Source organism: Geobacter sp. (genome assembly GCA_009684525.1).
GTDB lineage: Bacteria > Desulfobacterota > Desulfuromonadia > Geobacterales > DSM-12255 > Geoanaerobacter.
Genome location: WKKR01000003.1, coordinates 163,315 through 184,476, shown reverse-complemented (window position 1 = coordinate 184,476; position 21,162 = coordinate 163,315). Strand labels below are relative to the sequence as shown.

At 54.0% G+C, this 21,162-nt stretch carries 10 protein-coding genes and 1 pseudogene; 3 read left to right on the top strand and 8 right to left on the bottom strand.

Annotated elements, in window-relative coordinates; all coding sequences use genetic code 11:
* Positions 1–68 precede the first annotated feature (68 nt).
* On the top strand, positions 69–1,142 hold the full coding sequence (locus tag GJT30_11825) for a tetratricopeptide repeat protein (protein ID MSM40297.1): 1,074 nt from the start codon (positions 69–71) through the stop codon (positions 1,140–1,142).
* Positions 1,143–1,471: 329 nt separating this feature from the next.
* Entirely contained in the window at positions 1,472–5,785 is a 4,314-nt protein-coding gene (locus GJT30_11820; GenBank protein MSM40296.1) for a glycosyltransferase, read from the top strand.
* Here GJT30_11820 and flaF read toward each other — a convergent pair.
* The 6 genes and pseudogenes from flaF to GJT30_11790 all read right to left on the bottom strand — a co-directional run bounded on the left by flaF (position 5,782) and on the right by GJT30_11790 (position 11,199).
* A complete protein-coding gene (flaF, locus tag GJT30_11815; protein ID MSM40295.1) occupies positions 5,782–6,192 on the bottom strand; it encodes a flagellar biosynthesis regulator FlaF in 411 nt (136 codons plus the stop codon). The genes GJT30_11820 and flaF overlap by 4 nt on opposite strands.
* Positions 6,173–6,571, bottom strand: coding sequence for a flagellar protein FlbT (locus GJT30_11810; GenBank protein ID MSM40294.1), 399 nt, complete (start codon positions 6,569–6,571; stop codon positions 6,173–6,175). The genes flaF and GJT30_11810 overlap by 20 nt, the downstream gene beginning before the upstream one ends.
* A gap of 40 nt (positions 6,572–6,611) precedes the next feature.
* Positions 6,612–7,199, bottom strand: a complete 588-nt coding sequence (locus tag GJT30_11805; protein ID MSM40293.1) for a hypothetical protein — start codon at positions 7,197–7,199, stop codon at positions 6,612–6,614.
* Between the two features lie 75 nt (positions 7,200–7,274).
* Positions 7,275–8,135, bottom strand: a complete 861-nt coding sequence (locus tag GJT30_11800; GenBank protein ID MSM40292.1) for a flagellin — start codon at positions 8,133–8,135, stop codon at positions 7,275–7,277.
* Between the two features lie 107 nt (positions 8,136–8,242).
* Positions 8,243–9,319: a hypothetical protein gene (locus tag GJT30_11795; GenBank protein MSM40291.1), complete on the bottom strand. Its 1,077-nt coding sequence runs from the start codon at positions 9,317–9,319 to the stop codon at positions 8,243–8,245.
* 773 nt (positions 9,320–10,092) lie between these two features.
* Positions 10,093–11,199: pseudogene (locus GJT30_11790) on the bottom strand (glycosyltransferase).
* A 592-nt stretch (positions 11,200–11,791) separates the two neighbouring features.
* Between GJT30_11790 and GJT30_11785 the strand changes: the two are divergent.
* Positions 11,792–13,918 (top strand): tetratricopeptide repeat protein, encoded by a 2,127-nt coding sequence (locus GJT30_11785; GenBank protein ID MSM40290.1) that lies wholly within the window; start codon positions 11,792–11,794, stop codon positions 13,916–13,918.
* 175 nt (positions 13,919–14,093) lie between these two features.
* Here GJT30_11785 and GJT30_11780 read toward each other — a convergent pair whose 3' ends face one another.
* Positions 14,094–16,892 (bottom strand): tetratricopeptide repeat protein, encoded by a 2,799-nt coding sequence (locus GJT30_11780; GenBank protein ID MSM40289.1) that lies wholly within the window; start codon positions 16,890–16,892, stop codon positions 14,094–14,096.
* A complete protein-coding gene (locus tag GJT30_11775; GenBank protein MSM40288.1) occupies positions 16,877–20,980 on the bottom strand; it encodes a tetratricopeptide repeat protein in 4,104 nt (1,367 codons plus the stop codon). Before GJT30_11775 ends, GJT30_11780 begins: the two co-directional genes overlap by 16 nt.
* Between the last annotated feature and the right edge of the window lie 182 nt (positions 20,981–21,162).

The following is a 21,162-nucleotide window of genomic DNA, read 5'->3' as shown; positions in this document are numbered from 1 at the left end:
GAAAGAGTTGCCTGGTCGGTAAAAATTTCGTATGATGCCGCAAACTATACTATTTCCGGGGCGATCACATGGCACAATTCGATCCAACAGGCTATTCCGCACAGAACGCATATGAGCAGATTCAACCTCTTCTCAATGCGAGCTCCCTTGATAGTGGGATCGAAGCAATCCTAGAATTTCTGAGCAGCTATCCCGACTATGCCGTTGCCCACAATGACATAGCAGTCCTCTTTTATCGCAAAGAGGATAAACTCCGCGCCCTTGCCCATCATGAAAAGGCTGTGCGTCTCGCACCCGACAATCTGACATTCCGCCGCAACCTGGCAGATTTTTATTTCACCGAACTGGGTTGGACCGATGACGCCATTCTGATCTATACCGATATCCTGAAGAAGCAACCAGCCGATACTGAAACCCTGGAAACGCTCGGTGTCATAAGTCTCGCGGTGGGAAGACCCGACGAAGCACGGATTTTTTTCAAACGGATCCTGGAGATTGCTCCCTGGAACACCACCGTACGCAAGACGTTGGATGAAATGGACTCTCCTGCCCAACCCGAGCCGCTTATTGCTCCGGCTGGGCAGCCTGTTGCAGGTGCACCGGTAGAGATCGATGCAATTCTTTCGGATTTGCGTGAAACCATAACCTCACTGGAAGCGGTCACTGCCAGTGACATGTATCGAAAGGCCCTGGAACTGGCAGAGACTGGAAACCGCGATGCGGCGATTCGCCAGTTGGAAGACCTTTTGGCCGTTGAACCGACCAACGCCCTTGCCCACAATGACCTGGGAGTGCTTTCCTATCAGCAGGGGAATCTGCGTAAATCCCTGGAACATCATGAAACAGCTGTAGCATTGACCCCCAGCAACCCCACCTTCCGAAAAAATCTGGCCAATCTCTACTACCAGGAATTGCGCCGGACGGATGAAGCAATCCAGATGTATGTCGAGCTTCTGAAGGAATGGCCAAACGACATTGAAGTTCTGAGTGCCCTTACGGTCATCTGCATAGCAAACAACCGCACGGAAGAGGCAACCGTTTTCCTGAAAAAGATCCTCGAACTGAACCCGGGGAACAGCGATGCCCGCAATCTTTTAGCTCAATTGGATGCAAGTGACAGTTTTTTTTTAAACTCCCCCTAGAACCGGAGCAGACTTCATCCGTAAAACCCTTTCATTCCACTTCCATCACTGAAACGGTTTCAATTATCATCCCTGTTTTCAACCAGGTCTCATGCACTCGCCAGTGCCTCACAGCACTTGCCACATTTCCACCTGCCACCCCCTACGAAATCATCATTGTCGACGATGCGTCCGATGATGAAACTGCAGCCTATCTCACGCAGTTAAACTCCCAAAACAACATAACCATCATACGCAATGAAACAAATCTCGGTTTTGCACGGTCATGCAACAAGGGAGCGCAAGTTGCACAGGGCACCTGCCTGCTGTTCCTCAACAACGATACTGAGGTGCTCGACGGCTGGTTCGCCCCGCTTCTGAATGTCTTGAAAGAACATGCAGACATCGGCATCGTCGCCCCGAAACTCATCTTCCCTGACCATACCATCCAGCACTGCGGCAAGGTATGGCAGGAGATCGAGTCACCCCGTTCACAACCGCAACATATCTACTACAAAGCACCCGCGGACCACCCGGCTGTAAACAAAAGCCGCGACTACCAGATGGTGACCGCTGCCTGCATCCTGCTGCGGCGGGCAGAGTTCTATCAGGTCGGGTGTTTTGACGAAGGATATGATAACGGCTGGGAAGACGACGATCTCTGCTACGCCTATCTGTCCATTGGGAAACGGGTGTTCTATTGCGCAGAGAGCACAATAATCCACCACCAGAGCAGAACGCTCAATGAGAAGATTCGTGATCTCGAAAAGAGATTACCCGATGGCAAAACGTTGGGTCAGCTCAATGCAGTGCTGGCCGATTCTTCAGTTACTGCGGAACAACGGAGAGAGGCAAAACAGACCCTTTCCGTCTATGCAGCCCTGGAAGAGGAACTGGTAAAGGTTCGCAGCCGCTTCAACAAGAACAGGAGCCGCTTTTTCTCCAAGTGGGGCGATAGAATCGTCCGCGACGATTGTCACTATTATGAATCAGACGGACTCGTTCCTTCACCTGTTGCTGAGCCCCGGCTGCCGCTGCCGGTTTCGTCAACCGCGAAGGCATCAATCATCATCCCGCTTTTCAACAAGGCAGAATACACCAGGCGCTGCCTGGAAACGCTCAAAGCATCAACCCCTGCGCACCTCTTCGAGCTGATCCTGGTGGACAACGGCTCAAACGATGAGACCGGGGCACTCCTGGATGCACAATCTGCAAGCGTGAAAGTTATCCGGAATGAACAGAACCTCGGTTTTGCCCATGCCTGTAACCAGGGGGCTGCAGCAGCCGACACACCCTACCTTCTCTTTCTCAATAACGACACTGAACCGTTCCCCGGCTGGCTCGAGCCGCTGATCGACCTGATGGACAACGACTCCAGGGTCGCCGCAACCGGATGCAAACTCCTCTTCCCCGATAACACCATCCAGCATGCCGGAGTTGTCATGATAGATGACCAGGCACCGGGAGGCGACCCTCTCGTGGCAAAGCATCTGTACTACGGCAAGCCGGCAGATTTTCCGGCCGCAAACCGGGCGATGCACTATCAGGCACTTACTGCTGCCGCCCTTATGGTGAGGAACAACATATTTCAAGAAGTCGGGGGCTTTGACGAACGGTACTGGAACGGCTATGAGGATGTTGATCTCTGCCTGAAACTGCAGCAACAAGGATATTTTCTTATCTACGTCCCGACAAGTGTTCTCATTCACCATGAATCCAAAAGCGGACCCGAACGTTTTGTAAAGGTTCAGCACAATATCGAACAACTCCATGCAAACTGGCTAGGTAAGGTGTCACCCGATTTCATCGTCACGAGTGACAACAGATGCCTTGAAACATCCGCCGGCATCGTTCGCCCGTATATCCCCCCCCCATGCTCTGTCCCATCAATCGTTGCAGCACCTGACCCGTCTCTTGTTTCCATGGTGATTCTGACCTACAACCAACTCGATTACACCAAACAATGCCTGGAAAGCATCCGCCGGCATACCCGGCTGCCGCATGAAATTATCTTCGTTGATAATGCCTCCTCTGACGGCACCGTCGAATGGTTGCAGCAACAGTCGACTGATCCCACAATCCGTACGATCCTCAATGACCAGAATCTGGGATTTGCCGCAGGGTGCAACCAGGGAATGCGGGCAGCTCGCGGGGCTTACATCCTTCTTCTGAACAATGATGTGATCGTTACTCCAGAATGGCTGTCAGGCATGCTGGAATGTTTACGGCTGACCGAGCGGGGGGGGATCGTCGGTCCGATGACCAATAATATCAGTGGCATCCAGAGGTTGCCGGAGATCGGCTACAGCTCACTCGATGCCCTCGACTCTTTTGCTGAAGCGTTCCACTCACGGTATCACCATCGCCGTATTCCATCGAGACGCATCGTTGGGTTCAGCATGCTCTTTCGCCGCACACTGATGGATACCATTGGCCTCCTCGACGAGCGATTCGGCTCAGGCAATTTTGAAGATGATGACTACTGCATCCGAGCCTCGTTGGCCGGATTCCGGAATGTGATCGCCGGCGACGTCTTTATCCATCACCATGGCAGTGCAAGCTTTACTGGCAACAAAATCGATATCAGCGCTGCCATGGCGAAAAACCATGCTCTTTTCTCTGAAAAGTGGAGCAAGCCGGTGACCGATCCTGACTTGTCCCGCCAGATCGTCACCCTCAAAACCCTGGAGAAGGTTGATCTCCTTTTCCAGCGTGGCGAATTTTCCGCATGCGTGGATACGATCCTGAAGGAAGGTATCGCGTGCATCCCGGGAGAACACCGCTTCTATACTGCACTAGCCCATTATTTACTCGAAGAGGGCGACTATTCATCTGCTCTTCAGGCATTGGACGAACATCCGGATGACCAACGCGAGGAACTGTATTACTCCCTGCGGGCAACGGCACTGCTTGGGTTGGAACGCCTTGATGAAGCATCAACTATCGTCCGAGATCTCCTGATTCGCTTTCCCGGTTCCCCCCGGTCTTTATCGCTCATGGGGGCAATCTGCCTGACCCGCTCCGAGTTTCAAGACGCGGAGAATTTTTTCCGTCAAGCCATTGCGGCAGATCCAGGGTACGGTCCAGCATATACCCAACTTGCGCTTCTCCCTTCACCCGAAAATCCTGACAAGAATTTCGATCTTTTTGAGCAAGCTTTCGTTCTTTCTCCAACGGATACGTTTTCTCTGACAAACTATCATTCTGCCGTCTCCGAAAGCGCTCGTTACGATCGAGCCATCCCCCTGTTCCGTGAGGCGTGCCGCCTTTTCCCTAACCACAAGAGACTTCGTTTCCTGCTGATCGATCTTCTGATGCACCATGACGAACAGGAAAAGGCTTTGCAGGAAATCGAAGACGTAATTGTTCTTTTTGGGGCCACGGAAGGTTTGCTCTCCGCAGGGCTCCAACTTCGGGAATCGATTGGCCCTCTCACCATCTCTCAGGATGTGCTCAGCAGCGTCACACTCTGCATGATTGTTAAAAATGAAGAACCGAATCTGCCCCGTTGTCTGCAATCACTCAAGCCAATCGTTGATGAGATGGTAATCGTTGATACGGGCTCGACAGATCTAACCGCACAAATCGCTCAGATGTTTGGTGCACAGGTCATATCGTTCCCGTGGAATGGCAATTTTTCAGACGCACGTAATGCCTCTCTTGATGCAGCTCATGGAGACTGGATTCTTGTCATGGATGCAGATGAAATTATCTCGTCCCGAGACTATGACCGATTCAGGGCTCTGATTGCCAACACTCCCCATGACACTGTTGCCTACGAGATTGAAACGAGAAATTACATGGGGAAGGTAAATCTCGAAAACTGGCACCCCAACGAAGGCATTTACCTCCTTGAAGAAGCAGGAGCAGGCTGGACACCAAGCGGAAAAGTGCGGCTCTTCCCCCGCCATCCCAAGATCCGCTTCGAAAATCCGATCCATGAACTCGTTGACGAAACGGTCGTACAGATGAGAATTTCCATCCAGCCTTCGGATATTCCGGTTCACCACTATGGCTACCTGGATGAAGCACGGCAAAAAGCCAAGGGAGAACATTATTACGAGTTGGGCAAGCGTAAATTGGCAGAAAGCGGAGGGGAAGATTTCAAGGCCTTATGCGAATTGGCGGTTCAGGCAGGAGGTGTCGGTAGATATGATGAAGCCTTGAGACTTTGGCAAACTGTTGTGCAGAAAGCACCAGATTATCCTCTTGCCTTTTTCAACATGGGATATGTATTGCTGCAGTTGGGAAGATTTACAGAAGCGGCTGAAGCTTGTAAGAAAGCGCTGGATCTTGATCCGGATTATTCTGAAGTTATCACCAACTTCGCCATGTGCCTCTTATGTTTGGGAAATACCCAAAAGGCACTGCAACTTGTGGAAAAATCGCTGCACACACATGCCCAATCGCCTACGCTACTCCTGATGCTAGGTACGACAAAGCTCTGCGCAGGAGATTCAGTTGAAGGGCTGAAAATATATCAAGACCTTACGGAAAAACGGGTTGTCTTCAGCGATTTTATCAATGATGCCGTCACTAAACTGTTGGAAGGCAAACAAGAGGAATGTGCTTTGAAGGTCTTGGAAGCAGCAATAAAAACGCATGCAGTGAATGAACAGACAGAAGGGCTTTTGAAAGAATTAGCAGAACGCCAGGAACGCTAGATTGCGGCATCCTCCACTATGTTCTCTTGTCCTTCGGCTTTTGTGCGCAGACCAGCGGCAAGGTTGAAATTGATATCGATTATGATCTTGAGTTTCTGAGGGTCGGGGAATGCAAGAACATCAAACAGCCTCTTGTCGATAAATAGGCTCAAACTGAGGATATCTTCCCGGATTTTTTTGGGTAAGGGGTTGTCGGGCATGGTTAATTCACTCTGGAAAAAACTCCAGATTTTTTGATTATACTTTACAGCTTCATCCAGCCTCTTGTCTCGGTCTGGAGCATCCCAGCTGTCTACGCAAGACTTCAGCATCATGCCAGCCTTGGTAAGGACAGATGCCTCCAATTCGCGCATTGACATACCGGATTTCTGTATTTCGCTATAGGCATTAAAGGGATTTTGTGACATGTGCAAGCAACTCCTCTTCGTAATCAATGAGTTTCTTTGCCAATCTTAAGGCCTGATAATAATGTGCATTGAGAATCTGTTCGCTAATCTGTTCGAGGTGCTCTTTGGTGCTTGGGGCAGCGTAAATGATATCACGCACCAATTCCCAATACCTGTTATGATATGAAACAAGATTCTCGGGATCAATATACATCAACTGAATGGTGAAATATACCCTTCGGGCAGGGGAGTTCGCATCCTTTTCACTGAGAATGTCTTTCTCACGAAGGATCGGGATATCGTTCTCGATAAGAAGCTCAGCCGGTTTACTGCCATTTCTAATTACAGCTCTACCGATAACCAGCTTTTCGTCCGGCTTCAATTTGAGTTTGAGGGACATGATCTCCAGCCTACTGACATGTTGAGGAGTTAAACTATTATCACAGCTGGCTGGTTTTAGCAAGGGCCTCACGGCCATTTTCCACTGCCGCCTGATCAGCTCCGAGGCTTTCCAACGCCGAAGCCACTTGTCCGTCCGAAGCAGTTAGAGTGAGGTCCGGAGTATCTGCAGTTGTCGCATCCTGCGTGGTCAACTTGTCCCAGAGATGTTTTTCCTGCTTATATATCGGATCTGGAGGAGGAGGAACAATCAGCTTCTCGATAAACTGTCTCAACGAGCGATAACTCATAAGAATTTCTTTTCGCTCGTCACTATCCATAAGGAATGGCGGGTAATTTTTTACAATCTTGTTCAGTTCCACTTTCATCTGCGAAATTAACGAGTGCCTTTCCTGTAAGGCCGAGTCAGTAGCCCTCACTTGCTTTGCGACCTGATTCAGTTCATTGGTGACAGACTCAAGTCTTTCAAGTGATTTTGTACTTGCTGGAACCGCCACAGTAACGGAATCCTGCCCCGGCTGCTTCATTTCTTGAGGCGAAGATTGTCCCGTTCCAGCCAATTTCTTGTGCGCCAAGTCCTGCACCATCTGTGCTGTCTGTGCAGATTGGATAGGGTCGACCGTTGACATAGCACACCCCCTTATCGAAAAAAGGGGAGAAGGACTCTGCCTTCTCCCCGCTTCACGTCAACTAGGTCAGGAGGATTAGAAGAGTTGGAGAACCGCCTGAGCCGCCTGGGATGCCATACTGAGTGAAGTGATGCCAAGGTTCTGACGAGTCTGCAGCATCAGCATGTTGGCACCTTCTTCGTTCATGTCTGCCAAGGTGAGGTTGTCGGAACCGTTGGTCAGGGTGTTGATCATCTGGTTCGTGAAGTCCTGACGGGAAGTTACGACGCTCAGGTTGGAGGAAAGGCTCGAAGACTGGCGACGGATCTCGCTGAGAGCAGACTCAAGCTGACCGGAAGAACACTGAATGGCGGTGTTACCGGTAGCTATGGTCGAAGTGCCCCAGGAGTTCGTTGCAGTGCCACCAACAGCGGTGTCGGCTGTTGTCAGTGTGAGGCCAGTAGCAGTAGCGGTAAATCCGGTGATCCCCAACGTTGCAGCACCGGTTGTCTGACCGAATTCTACGGTCTGAGTCCCTGCGGTGAGGAAGTTGGTACCACGATAGCCGGAGTCGCTGGCAAGCTGGGTGATCTGGGTCAGAAGTGTGTTGTACGTGGTAGCGTACGCCGAACGGTCGGTAAAGCTGCTTGTTGCAAGAGCTGCCTGAGCAACACCTTTTGCGGACTCGATCAGAGCCGTGATCCCTTTGATACCAGCATCAGCAGCCTTAACCATCTGAATAGCCTCAGACATACCATCCTTGCGGGTCGAGAGGTCAGTTGCACGCTGCACGTGCCCCTGAGCCGCAAAATAGTTGGTGGGGTTATCAAGTGGAGTGTTGACGCGCTTGCCGGTGGAGAGACGGTTTTGGGTCCTGTTGATGAGGGTGCTTGTGTCTTGCAGGGAAAGCAGGTTGTTCCTCATGCCTGAAGTCAATGAGATGTCGTTGAGTGCCATGTTACTTCTCCTTTCTGGGGATAATGACGGCATTCTTGCCGTTCTATATGTCAGGTATCGGTGCCTTACAATAAAACTTTAACAAAAAAAATAAGCCGGCATGGTTACTACTCTTGGCAGACAATTGCCCCCAACGAAGGTTCATCAAGGATTGTTTCATAATACTGTCGACCTTCAGAATCAAGCATCTGCTTCAAGCACAGCAACGTTTCCATGGAGCATACGAGGGTTTTCCCTCGGGGAAGCGCAGCATCATCTACCATTCCCCATTGATAGCCGGGGAGGAATGGCCGTACCAATTCATACATGCGGAACAAGTCTTTTACATATGGGAGGACGCAACAGCTCAACAGACTCGGCGAAACGGGATTGTATTGTGGATACCAGACAGGCACCACGATGCCGTGAGGAAATATCTTTAAACTGTGGAAATGGTAGAAGATGATTGGCACCCCATCGACTGAAGCAACACCTGATGAAGTCGAAAGGGCGTAAGAGTCGATATTCCACGGGGCAACGCCTCCACCTATGCTGTCGAGCACATGCACTCCGGGAAACATCTCGCGCCAGTCATTCAAATATCGCTGGTCTCCATATTTGCCCGGCTCCAGATGCTGATAACACCATTCAAGACATCGATCCCGCCACCAACGTGCCACATACCTGCCGTTCCGGTCATTGCGAAAACAGAGCAACCCGACATTATAGGCACCATAACTTTCATCCGCATCCGACACGCCGCACTGAGAAGCCAAATAATCCCGCATTCGAGCAGAGTAGCGGTGCTCGTGGATAAGAACTGAATCCCCGCCCAATTCCAGGTACAAAGGTTCAGTTGATGAGAAAAAGTAGAGGTCTGCATCCAGGTAGGTAAGAAGCTCAGCCCCAGGATATGCATCCAAAAGCCAGGAGATGATGGATGAAGTCAAAGTCCAGCAGTATTCCATGTGCGAACGATTATATTTGGCTGCCAGCAGAGTTGCATTTCGAGCTTCCACCCGGTGAAGAGGAATGATGACAATCTGTGGGAGTGCGAGCCGGGTGAGTACTATGCGTGTCAGTTCGTCCAGACAAATGACAAAAACGGTATGAGGTTGCCGTTCATGTCGCCTCAGGGAATCAATGAGCGCAAGCCCCCTTATGAGATAATTCCTATCGAAAAACGTGCAATAATATCGTCGCATGGTTAGTTCAATAACTGTATTCGGTCTGTCGGCTCATCTTTATGCCGGACAAACAGATAAGTCATTTCGTAGCTGTCGTTTTCTGGTGAAGAATTGATCTCAAAGACATCTACCAGTAGCAGACCTTGTGTCTGAAATTCGGCGAGAATCTGTTTCTCGTTGAAAATCAACTCTACTGTTTCCACTCCATATGCCTGCTTTTTCAGATAGTGCGTCGTTCGCTGCCGACAGACAGGGGTTCGGTGTGCAACAACGTATTCACGTGCCACGCGAACCGCTTCAGCGATGTGCTCCTGATAGTTTGGCACATGCAGTAACACGCTCGACGTGATGACGCAATCGAAGCTATCGCGGGTAAATGGGAGGGCGGCACCATCAGAGACCACAAACGGTGTCCTCGGATAGTACTGATAAGCCATGGCAATCATCGGTTCCGAATAGTCAACGCCCAAGTACCGAAAACGAGCATTGAGCAGATACTCGAGGATTTCGTAATAGTAGCCGCTCGCACAGCCGACTTCGAGGACGGAACCCCCAGGGGAGAGAATTGCTTTGAGAGCCTGAGCTAGAATCCTGAATGGGGCAGCAGATGACCCGGCATACATCTCTTCGAGTTGCTTCTGCACCAATGCGCGCTGCTGAACCGGAATATCTCCATGCTGCCAGGCATGTGTCATGGCTGGAGTAATCTCTGCAGGCTCAATGACGGTATGACCGGTGTTCATCCCGCTCAGATCCACGGTGCTGAAACGGTACCGCTCTTCCCTGTAGCTCAGATGGCGCTCAAGAATCTCGGCAGTTTGTGCCATCCTTGCCTGGTAACTATGCTCTTTCAAGGTTCTTGCCTGCCCCGCGCGGGCAATGCGGGCAGCCTCTTCGGGATGAGCCAGGTAATATGACACCAAGGCGGCACATTCATCCGGGGAGCGGTAAGCGACAACCTCTTCCCCAATATCGAACAGATCTCCCAGATTGTACTTGTAGTCTGTTATGAGAAGCGCTCCCGATCCGGTGGCTTCGAACAGTCGCATATTGTTGGCATACTGCTCCGCAGCATCCACATGGCGGTTGATGGTAACCCTGGATGCGGCCAGGAGATACAACATCTCTTTCCCCCATGCCTCCCCTTGGTGCTTCTCCCTCACCGGCGAATCTTCCGGAAGGGAATGAGCACCGTACCCCCAGAAACGGATCGGGACATGTCGCGCCAGGTGGTCGAACAGCTCGTTTGCGCCTGCGTGCAGCGGGGATATCCCCCCGACAAAAGAACATTCGACGGGACGCATTCCGTAAGGGAGAGCAGGGATGACCGCAATAATCCGAGGATCAAAGGCAAGAGGCTGATAGTAGGCCGTCATGCCATATCTGCGAAACAACTCGACATAATGGGGAAAGGAACTGAAAATCATGTCATAGTGATCGAACGGGATCCGAGGACTGGCAAGCGATGCGATCTGCCCGACGATCAAACGCGTATGGGGTCTGATCGCAGCAATGAAGTCCCGACTGGCCGAGTGCATATCCTGAAGATAGACCGCATCGGGTTTGGCCCGTCTGACCTGCTCTACGGCAATCTCCTCCAATGAGCCGTGAAAGCTGTTTTCCCGAGCCCACGCCTGCTGAAGCGAACTGCAATTGAGGATGAGATCAGCAGCATCCCAGCCAGCCGCCCTCAGGCCGTGGGAATAAAAATCGCTGTCTCCGAACAGGGTCTGATAGAGGGCCGTCAGTTGATCAGCATATGAGAACCCCGCCACAGAGGGATTCGACCGATAAAAGGCATCTACAAATGCGGGATAATAGGTATTCAGAAAGACGCATCGTCGGGAACGCGGATTCTGGGCTGATGAACCCTGGATGGGTTGTTGGAGGGCACTCATCTCGACATCTATGGAAGAAGTGAGCACTCTGGACAGTTTTCTTGCCAGAGAGGTGATCCGCTCCCGGCTCTTTGCAATGAACAAGGTCTCGATATTTCGGTTTTCCAGCGACTTGTTGCTGTTCGTGATCCTGAGTATATAGCCACCGCAAGGAATGCCCCGTGCATATTCGGGACGCTGGGCATCGTGCAGGATCATGAACCCTTGCGGGTCGAGCATCTCCCACCCTTTTGCCAGACAGGCGACCCGTGCCCTGCCGTCAACAAGAATGAATTCATAGGATTCATGAAAGCGCTGAGGTGCCTGGATATATGCAGAAAAGGTTGCAACGTCGCCATCATCCCCCCCTTCGACATATTCCCTGCTAGGCGGGACATGCACCACTGCAACCGAACAGCCATTCAGACCGGATATTGAAGCCTGAACATGCCGAAACCATTCGTACTGATGCTCCACCGCGAGCCAGGCACTGCCTGGGCCGAGAAGTCTGCTGAAATAGCCGGTGCTTTCACCGCTGCCCCATTCAAGAACTTTGACAGGGCGGTCGAAGAGAGTTAGACAACAGGCAATTGCCTGGATTTCATTTTCGTCCATGAACGGCTGTCCGTTACTCATAGCACTCTCTGGCAAAAACCGCTTGTATTTGCATCCGTCGCATACATACAATACTTTCCTACTCCATCTATCAGGCTCACACATGCAGGAAGAACAGATCGAAAATCTCATCCTCCGGTCAACTCAGCTTCTGGAAAAGGGTCGCTTCGCCGAAGCAGCCTCTGCAGCCCATCTGCTTTTGACACGCGACCAGGTCAACCGCGAAGGACTGCAACTCCTGGGAAACGCCTACCATGCTCTCGGTGAGACCGAGGCTGCACTCTATTTCTTTTCGCGCGGGTGCGAACTCTATCCCGGCATCCCGCTCTTTCAAAACAACCGGGGTCTGCTTTTGCGCGAATCAGGACGATTATCCGAAGCATTAGAGGCATTTGCAGCGGCCATTGCCCTGAATCCCGATTATTATCTCCCATGGTACAACATGGGATTGGTCAGACAGGACCAGCAATCCGTCACGGAAGCGATCCACTGCTACAAAAAGGCCCTGCAACTCAATCCCCGCCATCTTGCGAGCTACACCAATCTCGGACTGCTCCAGGCTCAGCAGGTGGACTTTGCAGCTGCTGTTGAGACCTATGAACAGGGGCTAAAAGCCTATCCCGACGACATAAAGCTATTGAGCAGCATCAGCTCAGCCCTTACAGAACTCGGTCTTTACGGCAAAGCACTTGCGTACTGCAACAGAGCCCTCATGTTGGCGCCGGACCAGACCGAACTCCTGACCATTAAAGGAATCGCCTCGTATAAGACCGGGAAAGCCCTGGAAGCAGTCCAGTGCTTCAGAAAGGCTATGACTCTGGCGGACGATAGCGTGTCCGGGCGGCGTTTATACGACAATATCCTGCTGGCCATGCACTACACGAACCGTTACAGTGCGGACGAGATCGCGGAGGAGCATCGGCAATGGGCCCGGCTCTTTGCCTCCAGCCATTTCCGCACTCCCATCCCCGCAAAGGCGGATGAGCCGCAACGCCCCCTGCAGGTCGGCTACGTTTCTCCCGATTTCTGCGCACATCCCGTGGCCTTTTTCATCGAACCGATACTTGCCTCCCACGATCAGGCATCCCATAAGATTTTCTGTTATGCCAATGTGTCGCGACCCGACAGTATCACCGCGCAATTGCAGCTCCTTCCCATAGTCTGGCGGGATATCTCTTCCCTGACCGACGCAGAGTGCGCAGAACTCATCAAAAATGACGGTATCGACATCCTCGTGGACCTGGCAGGACATACCTGCCAGAACCGACTCCCGCTTTTCACCTTAAAACCAGCCCCGTTGCAAGTTACCTGGCTGGGATATCCCGACACCACGGGGGTAGCTGCCATTGACTACCGCTTTTCGGATGTCGTTGCAGATCCGGTCGGCATGACCGAACGACACCACAGTGAAGAACTGGTGCGCCTGCCAGGGGCCTTTCTCTGCTTCCGCCCTCCGGCAAATGCCCCTGCCGTTGCTGAGCGGGAGCACCTCACTGCCAGACCGCTGACATTTTCTTCTTTTAACAATCTCGCCAAGGTCTCGCCCGAGATGATGGCTGTCTGGGCGAACATCCTCCTGCAGGTCGCAGATGCAACCCTTCTCATCAAGGCCTTTGGCCTCGAAGACGAGAGCATCCGAGAAGAAATCAGAAGCGTATTCCGCGCCTGCGGCATCCCGGATGAGAGGGTGATTCTTTTGGGCCGCACCCCCAATGTCTTGAGCCACCTGACCATGCTCAGCCAGACCGATATTGCCCTTGATACTTTCCCGTACAACGGCACCACCACCACCTGCGAAGCGCTCTGGATGGGCGTTCCGGTTGTCACCCTTTCCGGCAGCACACATGTTTCACGGGTAGGTGCCAGCATCCTCCGCAGTGTCGGACTCTCCGAACTCGTAGCGCAGACGGAAAACGAATATCTGGAACTCGCCGTGCAACTTGCCAAAAACAGGGAACGACTTGCCCGGTACCGCCGGGACCTCAGAAATATGATGCTCAACTCGACACTTCTCGATGCAGCCACGTTCACCCGTAACCTGGAACAGGCTTACCGCACCATGTGGCGCCGCTGGTGCAGCCAGGACAGCGGACGAAATCTCATCACTCCCGATCAAGCAGTTTGAGGCCGGTCCGGTGAAACTGACGCGCTGCAGCGGGCCATGCAAGTTTCGCCATATCCTGAGCCGCCTGTCGTTCCTTGCGACGAACTGACTGTCTGTCCTGGTAGGCCTGCTCAAGAAGCGATACGATCTCAGCAACTGACAGTACCCCACCCGTGATACTGCCCGAGAGGCATGGCTACCCGCATGGCTTCTCCTTCAAGGAAAGGACCTTCCCCAGTTCTCCGGCAATCTGCCGGGCAACACCGTCCCAATCGCCGGGCTCGGATTGTCGAAAGAGCCGCATGACAGGGTACCAAGGAGAATCCTGCCGACCGAGCAACCAGCGCCAGTCGGGGACAAAGGGAATAAGCACCCAGGTCGGCACCCCCATCCCCCCCGCAAGATGTGCCAATGAGGTATCCACCGTAATGACGAGATCCAGATTGGCCAACAGTGCGGCAGTATCGTCGAAATCGGCAATACTGGAGGTCACATCCACGAACTGGTAGTTGCCTGCCAGGGCCTCCATTTCCCGGACAGCGTTTCCAAACTGAATGGGGAAGAAGACCACTCCGGGAGTGTTCAAAAGCGGGGCAAGCTGGGACAGCGAGCACGAACGTCGCCGGTCGTTTTCGTGTTCCGGGCGGCCGGCCCATGCAAGACCTATTTTCATGCCGTCATACCCCCGAAGCTCCGCATACCGGGTCGCAACCTTGTCTACATCGGGAACGAGATAACGCTCGCGGTACGGAAGCTTCTCCAGGGTAATGTCAATAATTCCCGCAATATCCAGCAACGAGGCATACCACTGGTAGTCCTCACCCAGCACATCTCCCCTTACAACCACCTCGGCAACACCTTCAACACGCTGCAGCATCGAACGGATCTGCAGGGTCTGGCATTCCACCACTACCCGCCTGCAGCGACTGGCTACTTCGGGGACAAACCGGATAAACTGAAGGGTATCGCCAAAGCCCTGTTCGGCATACAGCAGAATCGTATCGTCAGGAACCATGTGCCCATCCCACTGATGCCCGGCAAATACCCTCTTCTCCACCGGGCTCGTTGCCTTTGTCCAGCGGGCATCGTAGTGGGACCACCCCTTTCGATAATTCCCCAGCAGCAGATAGGCCAGGGACAGGTTCCATTCTGCATCGGCATAGGAAGGATCTATCGCGAGAATGCGCTGAAAGCACCCGATGGCCAATTCCCCTTGTCCTTGAAACTTGTAGATTGTTCCCAGATTGTTCATGGCATGAAGGTTGGCGGGTTCGCATGCAAGGGCGTGGGTAAAGCTGTGCACAGCTTCTGCGAAACGATCCTGTTTCATCAGGGCAATGCCGAGGGCATTATGATTGCGGGACGAATCAGGTTCGACTGCCAAAGCCGCGACAAACTGCTCCTCGGCCTCCACGAAACGCCGTTGTTCAATGAAGACGACCCCCAGGTTGTGATGCGCGGTGCTGCGTAAAGAAGGATCAATGGAGGTCTCTATGGACGTTATCTTGCGGTAACAGGTCACGGCCTGCGGATATTGCTGCGCACTTGCCCATCCGTTTGCCATCTCAAGCAGGTTTCCCGCCAGTTTCGTGGCCGTCGAGCGGGCCTTTTCAGCAAAGCACCCCTGCACCAGACAGAGCAATGCCGTCCTGATCTCTTCAGCAATCTGCCCCCACCCCCCTGGCTGCTCCTGGCGAAAGAGCCGCATGCTCGGGTACCAGGGGGAATCCGACCTGTTCAGCAACCAGCGCCAGTCCGCGGAATAGGGGAGCATGGTCCACGTGGGGACACCCAAAGCCCCGGCAAGATGTGCGACCACCGTATCAACGGAAATAACCAGATCGAGACATGAAATAAGGGCAGCCGTATCCGCAAAATCCTTCATCAATGGAGTCATGTCTTCCATTGGGAATCGGTCAAGCCCCTCCATGAGGTGCGTCATGCTTCTATCGACCTGCAAGGATATGAAACGAATACCGGCAATCCCGGCCAAAGGGGTAAGTACACTTAACGGGCATGATCTGCGCGGATCTGGCTTTGACCTTCCGGCCCAGCAGAGGCCCACCCGCAGACGATCATGCTCCCCCAGCCGTTCTTGCCAGGATGCCCTGAGTGCAGGATCGCACGTGAGATAGGGAACCTGGTGTGGCAGATTTTCCAGGTCTGTGCAGAAGACTCGCGGAAGACTCATCAGCGGGATATGGCAATCCACCCGCATGGCCGGGGAAAGACGGGTGAAGGTTTGCTCCACTCCGGGGAGGGACGCAAATAACGGCAGGATGCTTTCATCCTGGCATTCAAACAGCACCCGATATCCCCGATCTGTCAACAAAGGGAGATAGCGGACAAACTGGATGGTACTCCCATATCCTTGCTCTGCATGGACCAGGACCGTTGCGCCAGCCGGTTCATCCCCGCCCCAGAGCGGAATATGCTGATGCGTAAGCGGAACAGGGTCGGTCTTTGAAAAACGGGATTCGAATGCCTCCCATCCCTCCGCAAAACGACCCTGCTGCAGTAACCACTGGGCCAGGTTCCAGAGTGCGGTAGGATAATCCGGCTGCAACGTCAATGCCCGGCGGTAACACGCCTCGGACTCCACAAACGACCTGTTTGCCTGCAGAAGTACACCGAGGTTCTGCCAGGCCCTGGCGTTGTGAGGTTGATGTGCTACTGCCCGCTGGCACACCTGAATCGCATCGGCAAGACAGTCCCTGGCGAACAACAGGTTGCTCAGATTCAGCAGGGCATCGCCTTGTTCCGGCTCCAGTGCAAGGGCTCTGCAGAAGTAGATCTCCGCAGCGGCAAGATCTTCCTGCTGCATCCTCAGAACGCCCAGTGCATTGTAAAGCTCGGGCACGGTGTCGTCCAGCCGGATTGCCTTCTCCAGCAACCTCTCGGCTTCGGCCAGATTCCCTGCAGCGAGTGCATGACGGGCATCGGCATAGCATACCGACAGTTCATCGAAACATGGGCCATTCATGGGTGTTTCCATCCGGGCATGTCACTCTCTCCGCCAACCATGAGCATCTTCAATACGTCCCCGAACAGACCTGCCCAGTCACCAGGGCGTCGTTGCCGGAACAGACGCATGGACGGATACCAGGGGGAATCCGAGCAATCGAGCATCCATCGCCAATCAGGGGCATAGGGAAGCATCAGGAAAACAGGCTGCCCCATTGCGCCTGCCAGGTGGGCGACGGCCGTATCTATGGTTATGACCAGGTCGAGATTGGCAATCATCGCTGCAGTGTCTGCAAAGCTCCCGATCTCGTTGGTGAAGTCCAAAAGACCTATGGACTTCTTAAGAAGTGCCAAATCGTCATCCGCAGGTTCAACCTGGAGAGAGAAAAATGTGGCTCCCGGAACCGCGCTAAATGCCGCCACCTCCTGTGCGGGACAGGTACGGCGGGGGTCCGGCCGCTTCCGCCCGCTCCAAACGAGACCGATCCGTTTCCCTTCCCGCTTCCCCAACCGCGCCGACCACTGCGCTACAAGCACATCCGGTGGGGTTAGATAGGGTACGTCAGCCGATAGCTCCGCGCGATCCATGCCGATCAGCCAAGGAATGCTCAAAAGTGGCGACCAGACATCGTAGCGGGGTAACGGTTCTCCCCGGCTTATCACTGCAGCAACGCCCGGGACTGTTTCAAGGAGCGCCTGCAATTCCTTGCGCTGGCACTCAAGTACGACCCTGCAACCCTGCCGGGCCAATCTGGTGGCAAAACGGGCAAACTGCAGGGTATCGCCGAATCCCTGCTCTGCCAACAGCAGGAGGGTCTTGCCGCGGAGTGGCTCGCCGTGCCATCGCGGAACGTCGGGCACAGGAAGTTCCACCGGGTTGCTCTTGCGGAAACGCCATTCGTACTCCCGCCACCCCCGCTCGAAATCCCCCTGCAGGAGCAAGGTGACGGCAAGATTCCAGTGCGCATCGGCATCATCGGCATTCACAGCGATCAATCGCTCAAAGCAGAAGCGCGACAACTCGACCTCACCGAGCTCACGCAATACCACGCCAAGATTGTTCCTTGCGTAGGGATTATCGGGATCAAGTGCAATGACCCGCTCAAAGCAGGATCTTGCCCTGTCGGCCATGTCCAGGCGATGCAGAACCGCACCGAGACCATTCAGTCCGAGGATGTTCTCGGGCTGGAGCGCAAGCATCCGCTCAAAGCACCTCCGTGCCTCGCCATACCGCTCCTGATCAAAATAGAAATCCGCAAGGGTATGCCAGAATCCCGCTTCTCGGGGGGCAAGCCTCGTTGCCCTCTGCAGGGCATATTCGGCATCCACTGATGATAAGGGGCGGCAGGAATGGCCCAGATTATGCCAGGCCTCGGCAAATTCCGGCACCTCGGCGATGGCAAGGCGAAACGCTGCTGCAGCCCCGTTGAAATCTCCGGCAGCAAAGAGCGCAATCCCGGCATTGTAATGCTCGAGCCCCTGCGCTTCCGGAGAAGCGGGAGACGGATACTTCCGGCTCTTCTCAACGAAAGCGAGCAACGTATCCTTGACCCGCCGGATCACCTCGTTCCATTCTCCGGCATACCGCTGCCGAAAAAGCCGCATGGTCGGATACCAGGGAGAATCTTCCCTCTCCAGCAGCCACCGCCAGTCCGCTGCATGCGGGAGCAGGGTCCAGGTCACGATCCCCAGTGCACCGGCAAGATGCGCAACCGAGGTATCAATGCTGATGACCAGATCGAGGTTTGCCATAAGTGCAGCCGTGTCGGCAAAATCGTGAATCCTGTCGGCAAGATCGACCAGAGGCAACCTGTCCGCGGCAGCACGGGCATCCTCCCTCCCCAGATCTACCTGCAGGGAAATGAAGGTAATGCCGGGGATTTCGAACAGCGGCGCGAGATTGTGGAACGGACAGGTTCGACCGGGGTCGGGAAAGTTTCTGCCAGCCCAGGCAAGCCCGACCTTCATCCCCTGCCATGCAGCCAGCAGCCGGCGCCATTCTGCCATCTTCTCATCTGACTGCCTGAGATAGGGTACCGTTGCAGGGATATTTTCAACCGTAGTCCCGAAGATCCGCGGCAGGCTGAGGAGCGGAAGATGACAGTCAAACGGCGGCGGTTCCGAACCCGCGTGGCAGACCTTCCGCACTCCCCGCACCGTTGCAATGAGGGAGGTCAAAGCAGCCGGGCACTCGCAGATGACCTCGCCACCGCAGTCCGCAACCATTGGCAGATAACGGGCAAACTGGATGGTATCGCCAAACGCCTGTTCCGCATGGATGAAAATGGTTCTGCCTCTAAGCGATTCCCCGTTCCAGAGGGGCTGGGCAAAGGTGCGAACCGGCGACGTGTACCGCCTTTTCTGCCAACGCCATTCGAATTCCTGCCACCCTTCCGGGTACTGGCCCAGCTGCAGCAGAAGCAAGGCGCGGTTCCAGTGCGCTTCTGCATTGCCGGGATCGATAGCCAAAGCCCGCTGGCAACTAGCCAGGGCTTCGTGAGTGCGACCGAGAGACTGCAGGGCAGTTGCCATCGTCACATACCCTTCGGCAAAATCTGCCAGAAGCCGTACCGCTTCCCGGTAATGCTCCAGAGCTTCGGCAAAACGCCGTAATTCGAGATAGGCATTACCCAGGTTGTGATGTACCTCTCCCCACGCAGGATCGATCTGAAGCGCCCCAGTATAGACCGCTACAGCCTCTTCCAGGCACCCTTGCCGTTGTAGCAGGTCCCCCTGGCGCAGAAAATAATCGAGAGCAGCGTTGCCCTGTCCCAGTGAGTCGCCCTGCCCGTCTGAATTTCCCGGCACTTCCACCACTATTTCCCCGGAGCGCGGGGCAGACCTCTCCCTTTGAAGCGCTTCAGCCCATTGAGCCAGATAACGGCTGACACGGCTGACAACACCATGCCAATCGGCAGGCATCTGTTGGCGGAAAAGCCGCATGGTCGGGTACCAAGGAGAATCTTCACGGTCGAGAAGCCAGCGCCAGTCTGGAACAAAAGGGAGCATCACCCATACCGGCTTTCCCAGTGCTCCGGCCAGATGTGCCATCGCTGAATCGATGGTAACAACCAGATCGAGTCCGGCAATCAGGGCAGCCGAGTCGTGGAAATCCCTTATATCTGCCGTCAAATCTGTCAGGTAGGGTTGCAGAGGGCCTGCCGAAGCACCGTCTACCTGGAGGTTCACTAGAGCCACTCCCGGAGTCCGGGCCAGGGAGAGCAGCAGCTCCGGGGGGCAGCTCCTTTTGCGGTTCACCGGCTGATCCTGACGGCCGCTCCAGGCAATACCCACCAGCAGCCGCCCATCACTGGGCAACCGCATGTGCCACCTGTTCGTCACGTCGGGGTCGGGGAGAATGTACGGAACGGTTGCCGGGATCGTCTGAAGTGTCGTTTCGAACAGCCCCGGAAGGCTCATTAACGGAAATTGCGCAGCAAAGGGAGGTATCTCTTCACCGCGAGCATAGCATTTCTTCACCCCCGCGACTCTGCCGGCAAGGTTTCTCAGAATCGCAGGAACTTCCAGCAGGACATCTATGCCACGAGCACGTACCAGCGGAAGATACCTGAGGACCATCAACGTATCGCCAAATCCCTGTTCGGCATGAAACAGGACGCTCCCAGTTGCAGAGCCGCCATCCCACAAGGGATGATCGGCATGGCGCCAGGGAACCGGATCGTGGGTCATAAACCTGAGTTCATACCCTCGCCAACCTGCCGGCATTTCGCCGAGCAACAGTTGCAATAGGCTTTGCGCAAACTGCAGGTCGGCAGATTTGGGGAATTGATCCGTAAGCTTGAGGCTCATTGCGAGCGCTTCTTTGATTCGGCCTTGCTCCTGCACGCTGACACAGAGGTTATGTGCCGCTTCCTCCAGAGAGGGTTTGAGTTGGAGTGCATGTCGAAATGCTGTTTCGGCCTGCTCGAACTGCAACAACTCCCGACAGGCGAGGCCAAGATTATACGCTGTCTCCGCCAAAGTCGGATTATCTGCAAGGATCTGCCGGTATGCAGCGGCAGCTTCCGCATACTGGCCCCGGCGGTGGAACTCCTCGGCACGAACAACCCTGGCATCGAGTTGTTCGCTGCTCTCTTCTCGTGCTAGCTCCATCATCATGCTCGGCAAGAACTACTCCTGTCTCATGATCTCGACTTTCCGAGTATTGTCGTGAAACCCCAGAAGTCAGGATATTGACACAACGTGCCAATATCCCACTCAATTTCAAGGCAATTTTGCCGATATTATCTGAACAAGGTGCAAAATGCTGCCAGAACACGGAGAGTAGAAGGCTTTCCGGC

What these genes read in the sequence shown, in the direction of transcription:
- GJT30_11775 (MSM40288.1), bottom strand. Translation starts at nt 20,980, where the DNA reads ATGATGATGGAGCTAGCACGAGAAGAGAGCAGCGAACAACTCGATGCC.
- GJT30_11805 (MSM40293.1), bottom strand. Translation starts at nt 7,199, where the DNA reads ATGTCAACGGTCGACCCTATCCAATCTGCACAGACAGCACAGATGGTG.
- flaF (MSM40295.1), bottom strand. Translation starts at nt 6,192, where the DNA reads ATGTCACAAAATCCCTTTAATGCCTATAGCGAAATACAGAAATCCGGT.
- GJT30_11780 (MSM40289.1), bottom strand. Translation starts at nt 16,892, where the DNA reads ATGGAAACACCCATGAATGGCCCATGTTTCGATGAACTGTCGGTATGC.
- GJT30_11810 (MSM40294.1), bottom strand. Translation starts at nt 6,571, where the DNA reads ATGTCCCTCAAACTCAAATTGAAGCCGGACGAAAAGCTGGTTATCGGT.
- GJT30_11800 (MSM40292.1), bottom strand. Translation starts at nt 8,135, where the DNA reads ATGGCACTCAACGACATCTCATTGACTTCAGGCATGAGGAACAACCTG.
- GJT30_11825 (MSM40297.1), top strand. Translation starts at nt 69, where the DNA reads ATGGCACAATTCGATCCAACAGGCTATTCCGCACAGAACGCATATGAG.
- GJT30_11795 (MSM40291.1), bottom strand. Translation starts at nt 9,319, where the DNA reads ATGCGACGATATTATTGCACGTTTTTCGATAGGAATTATCTCATAAGG.
- GJT30_11785 (MSM40290.1), top strand. Translation starts at nt 11,792, where the DNA reads ATGAACGGCTGTCCGTTACTCATAGCACTCTCTGGCAAAAACCGCTTG.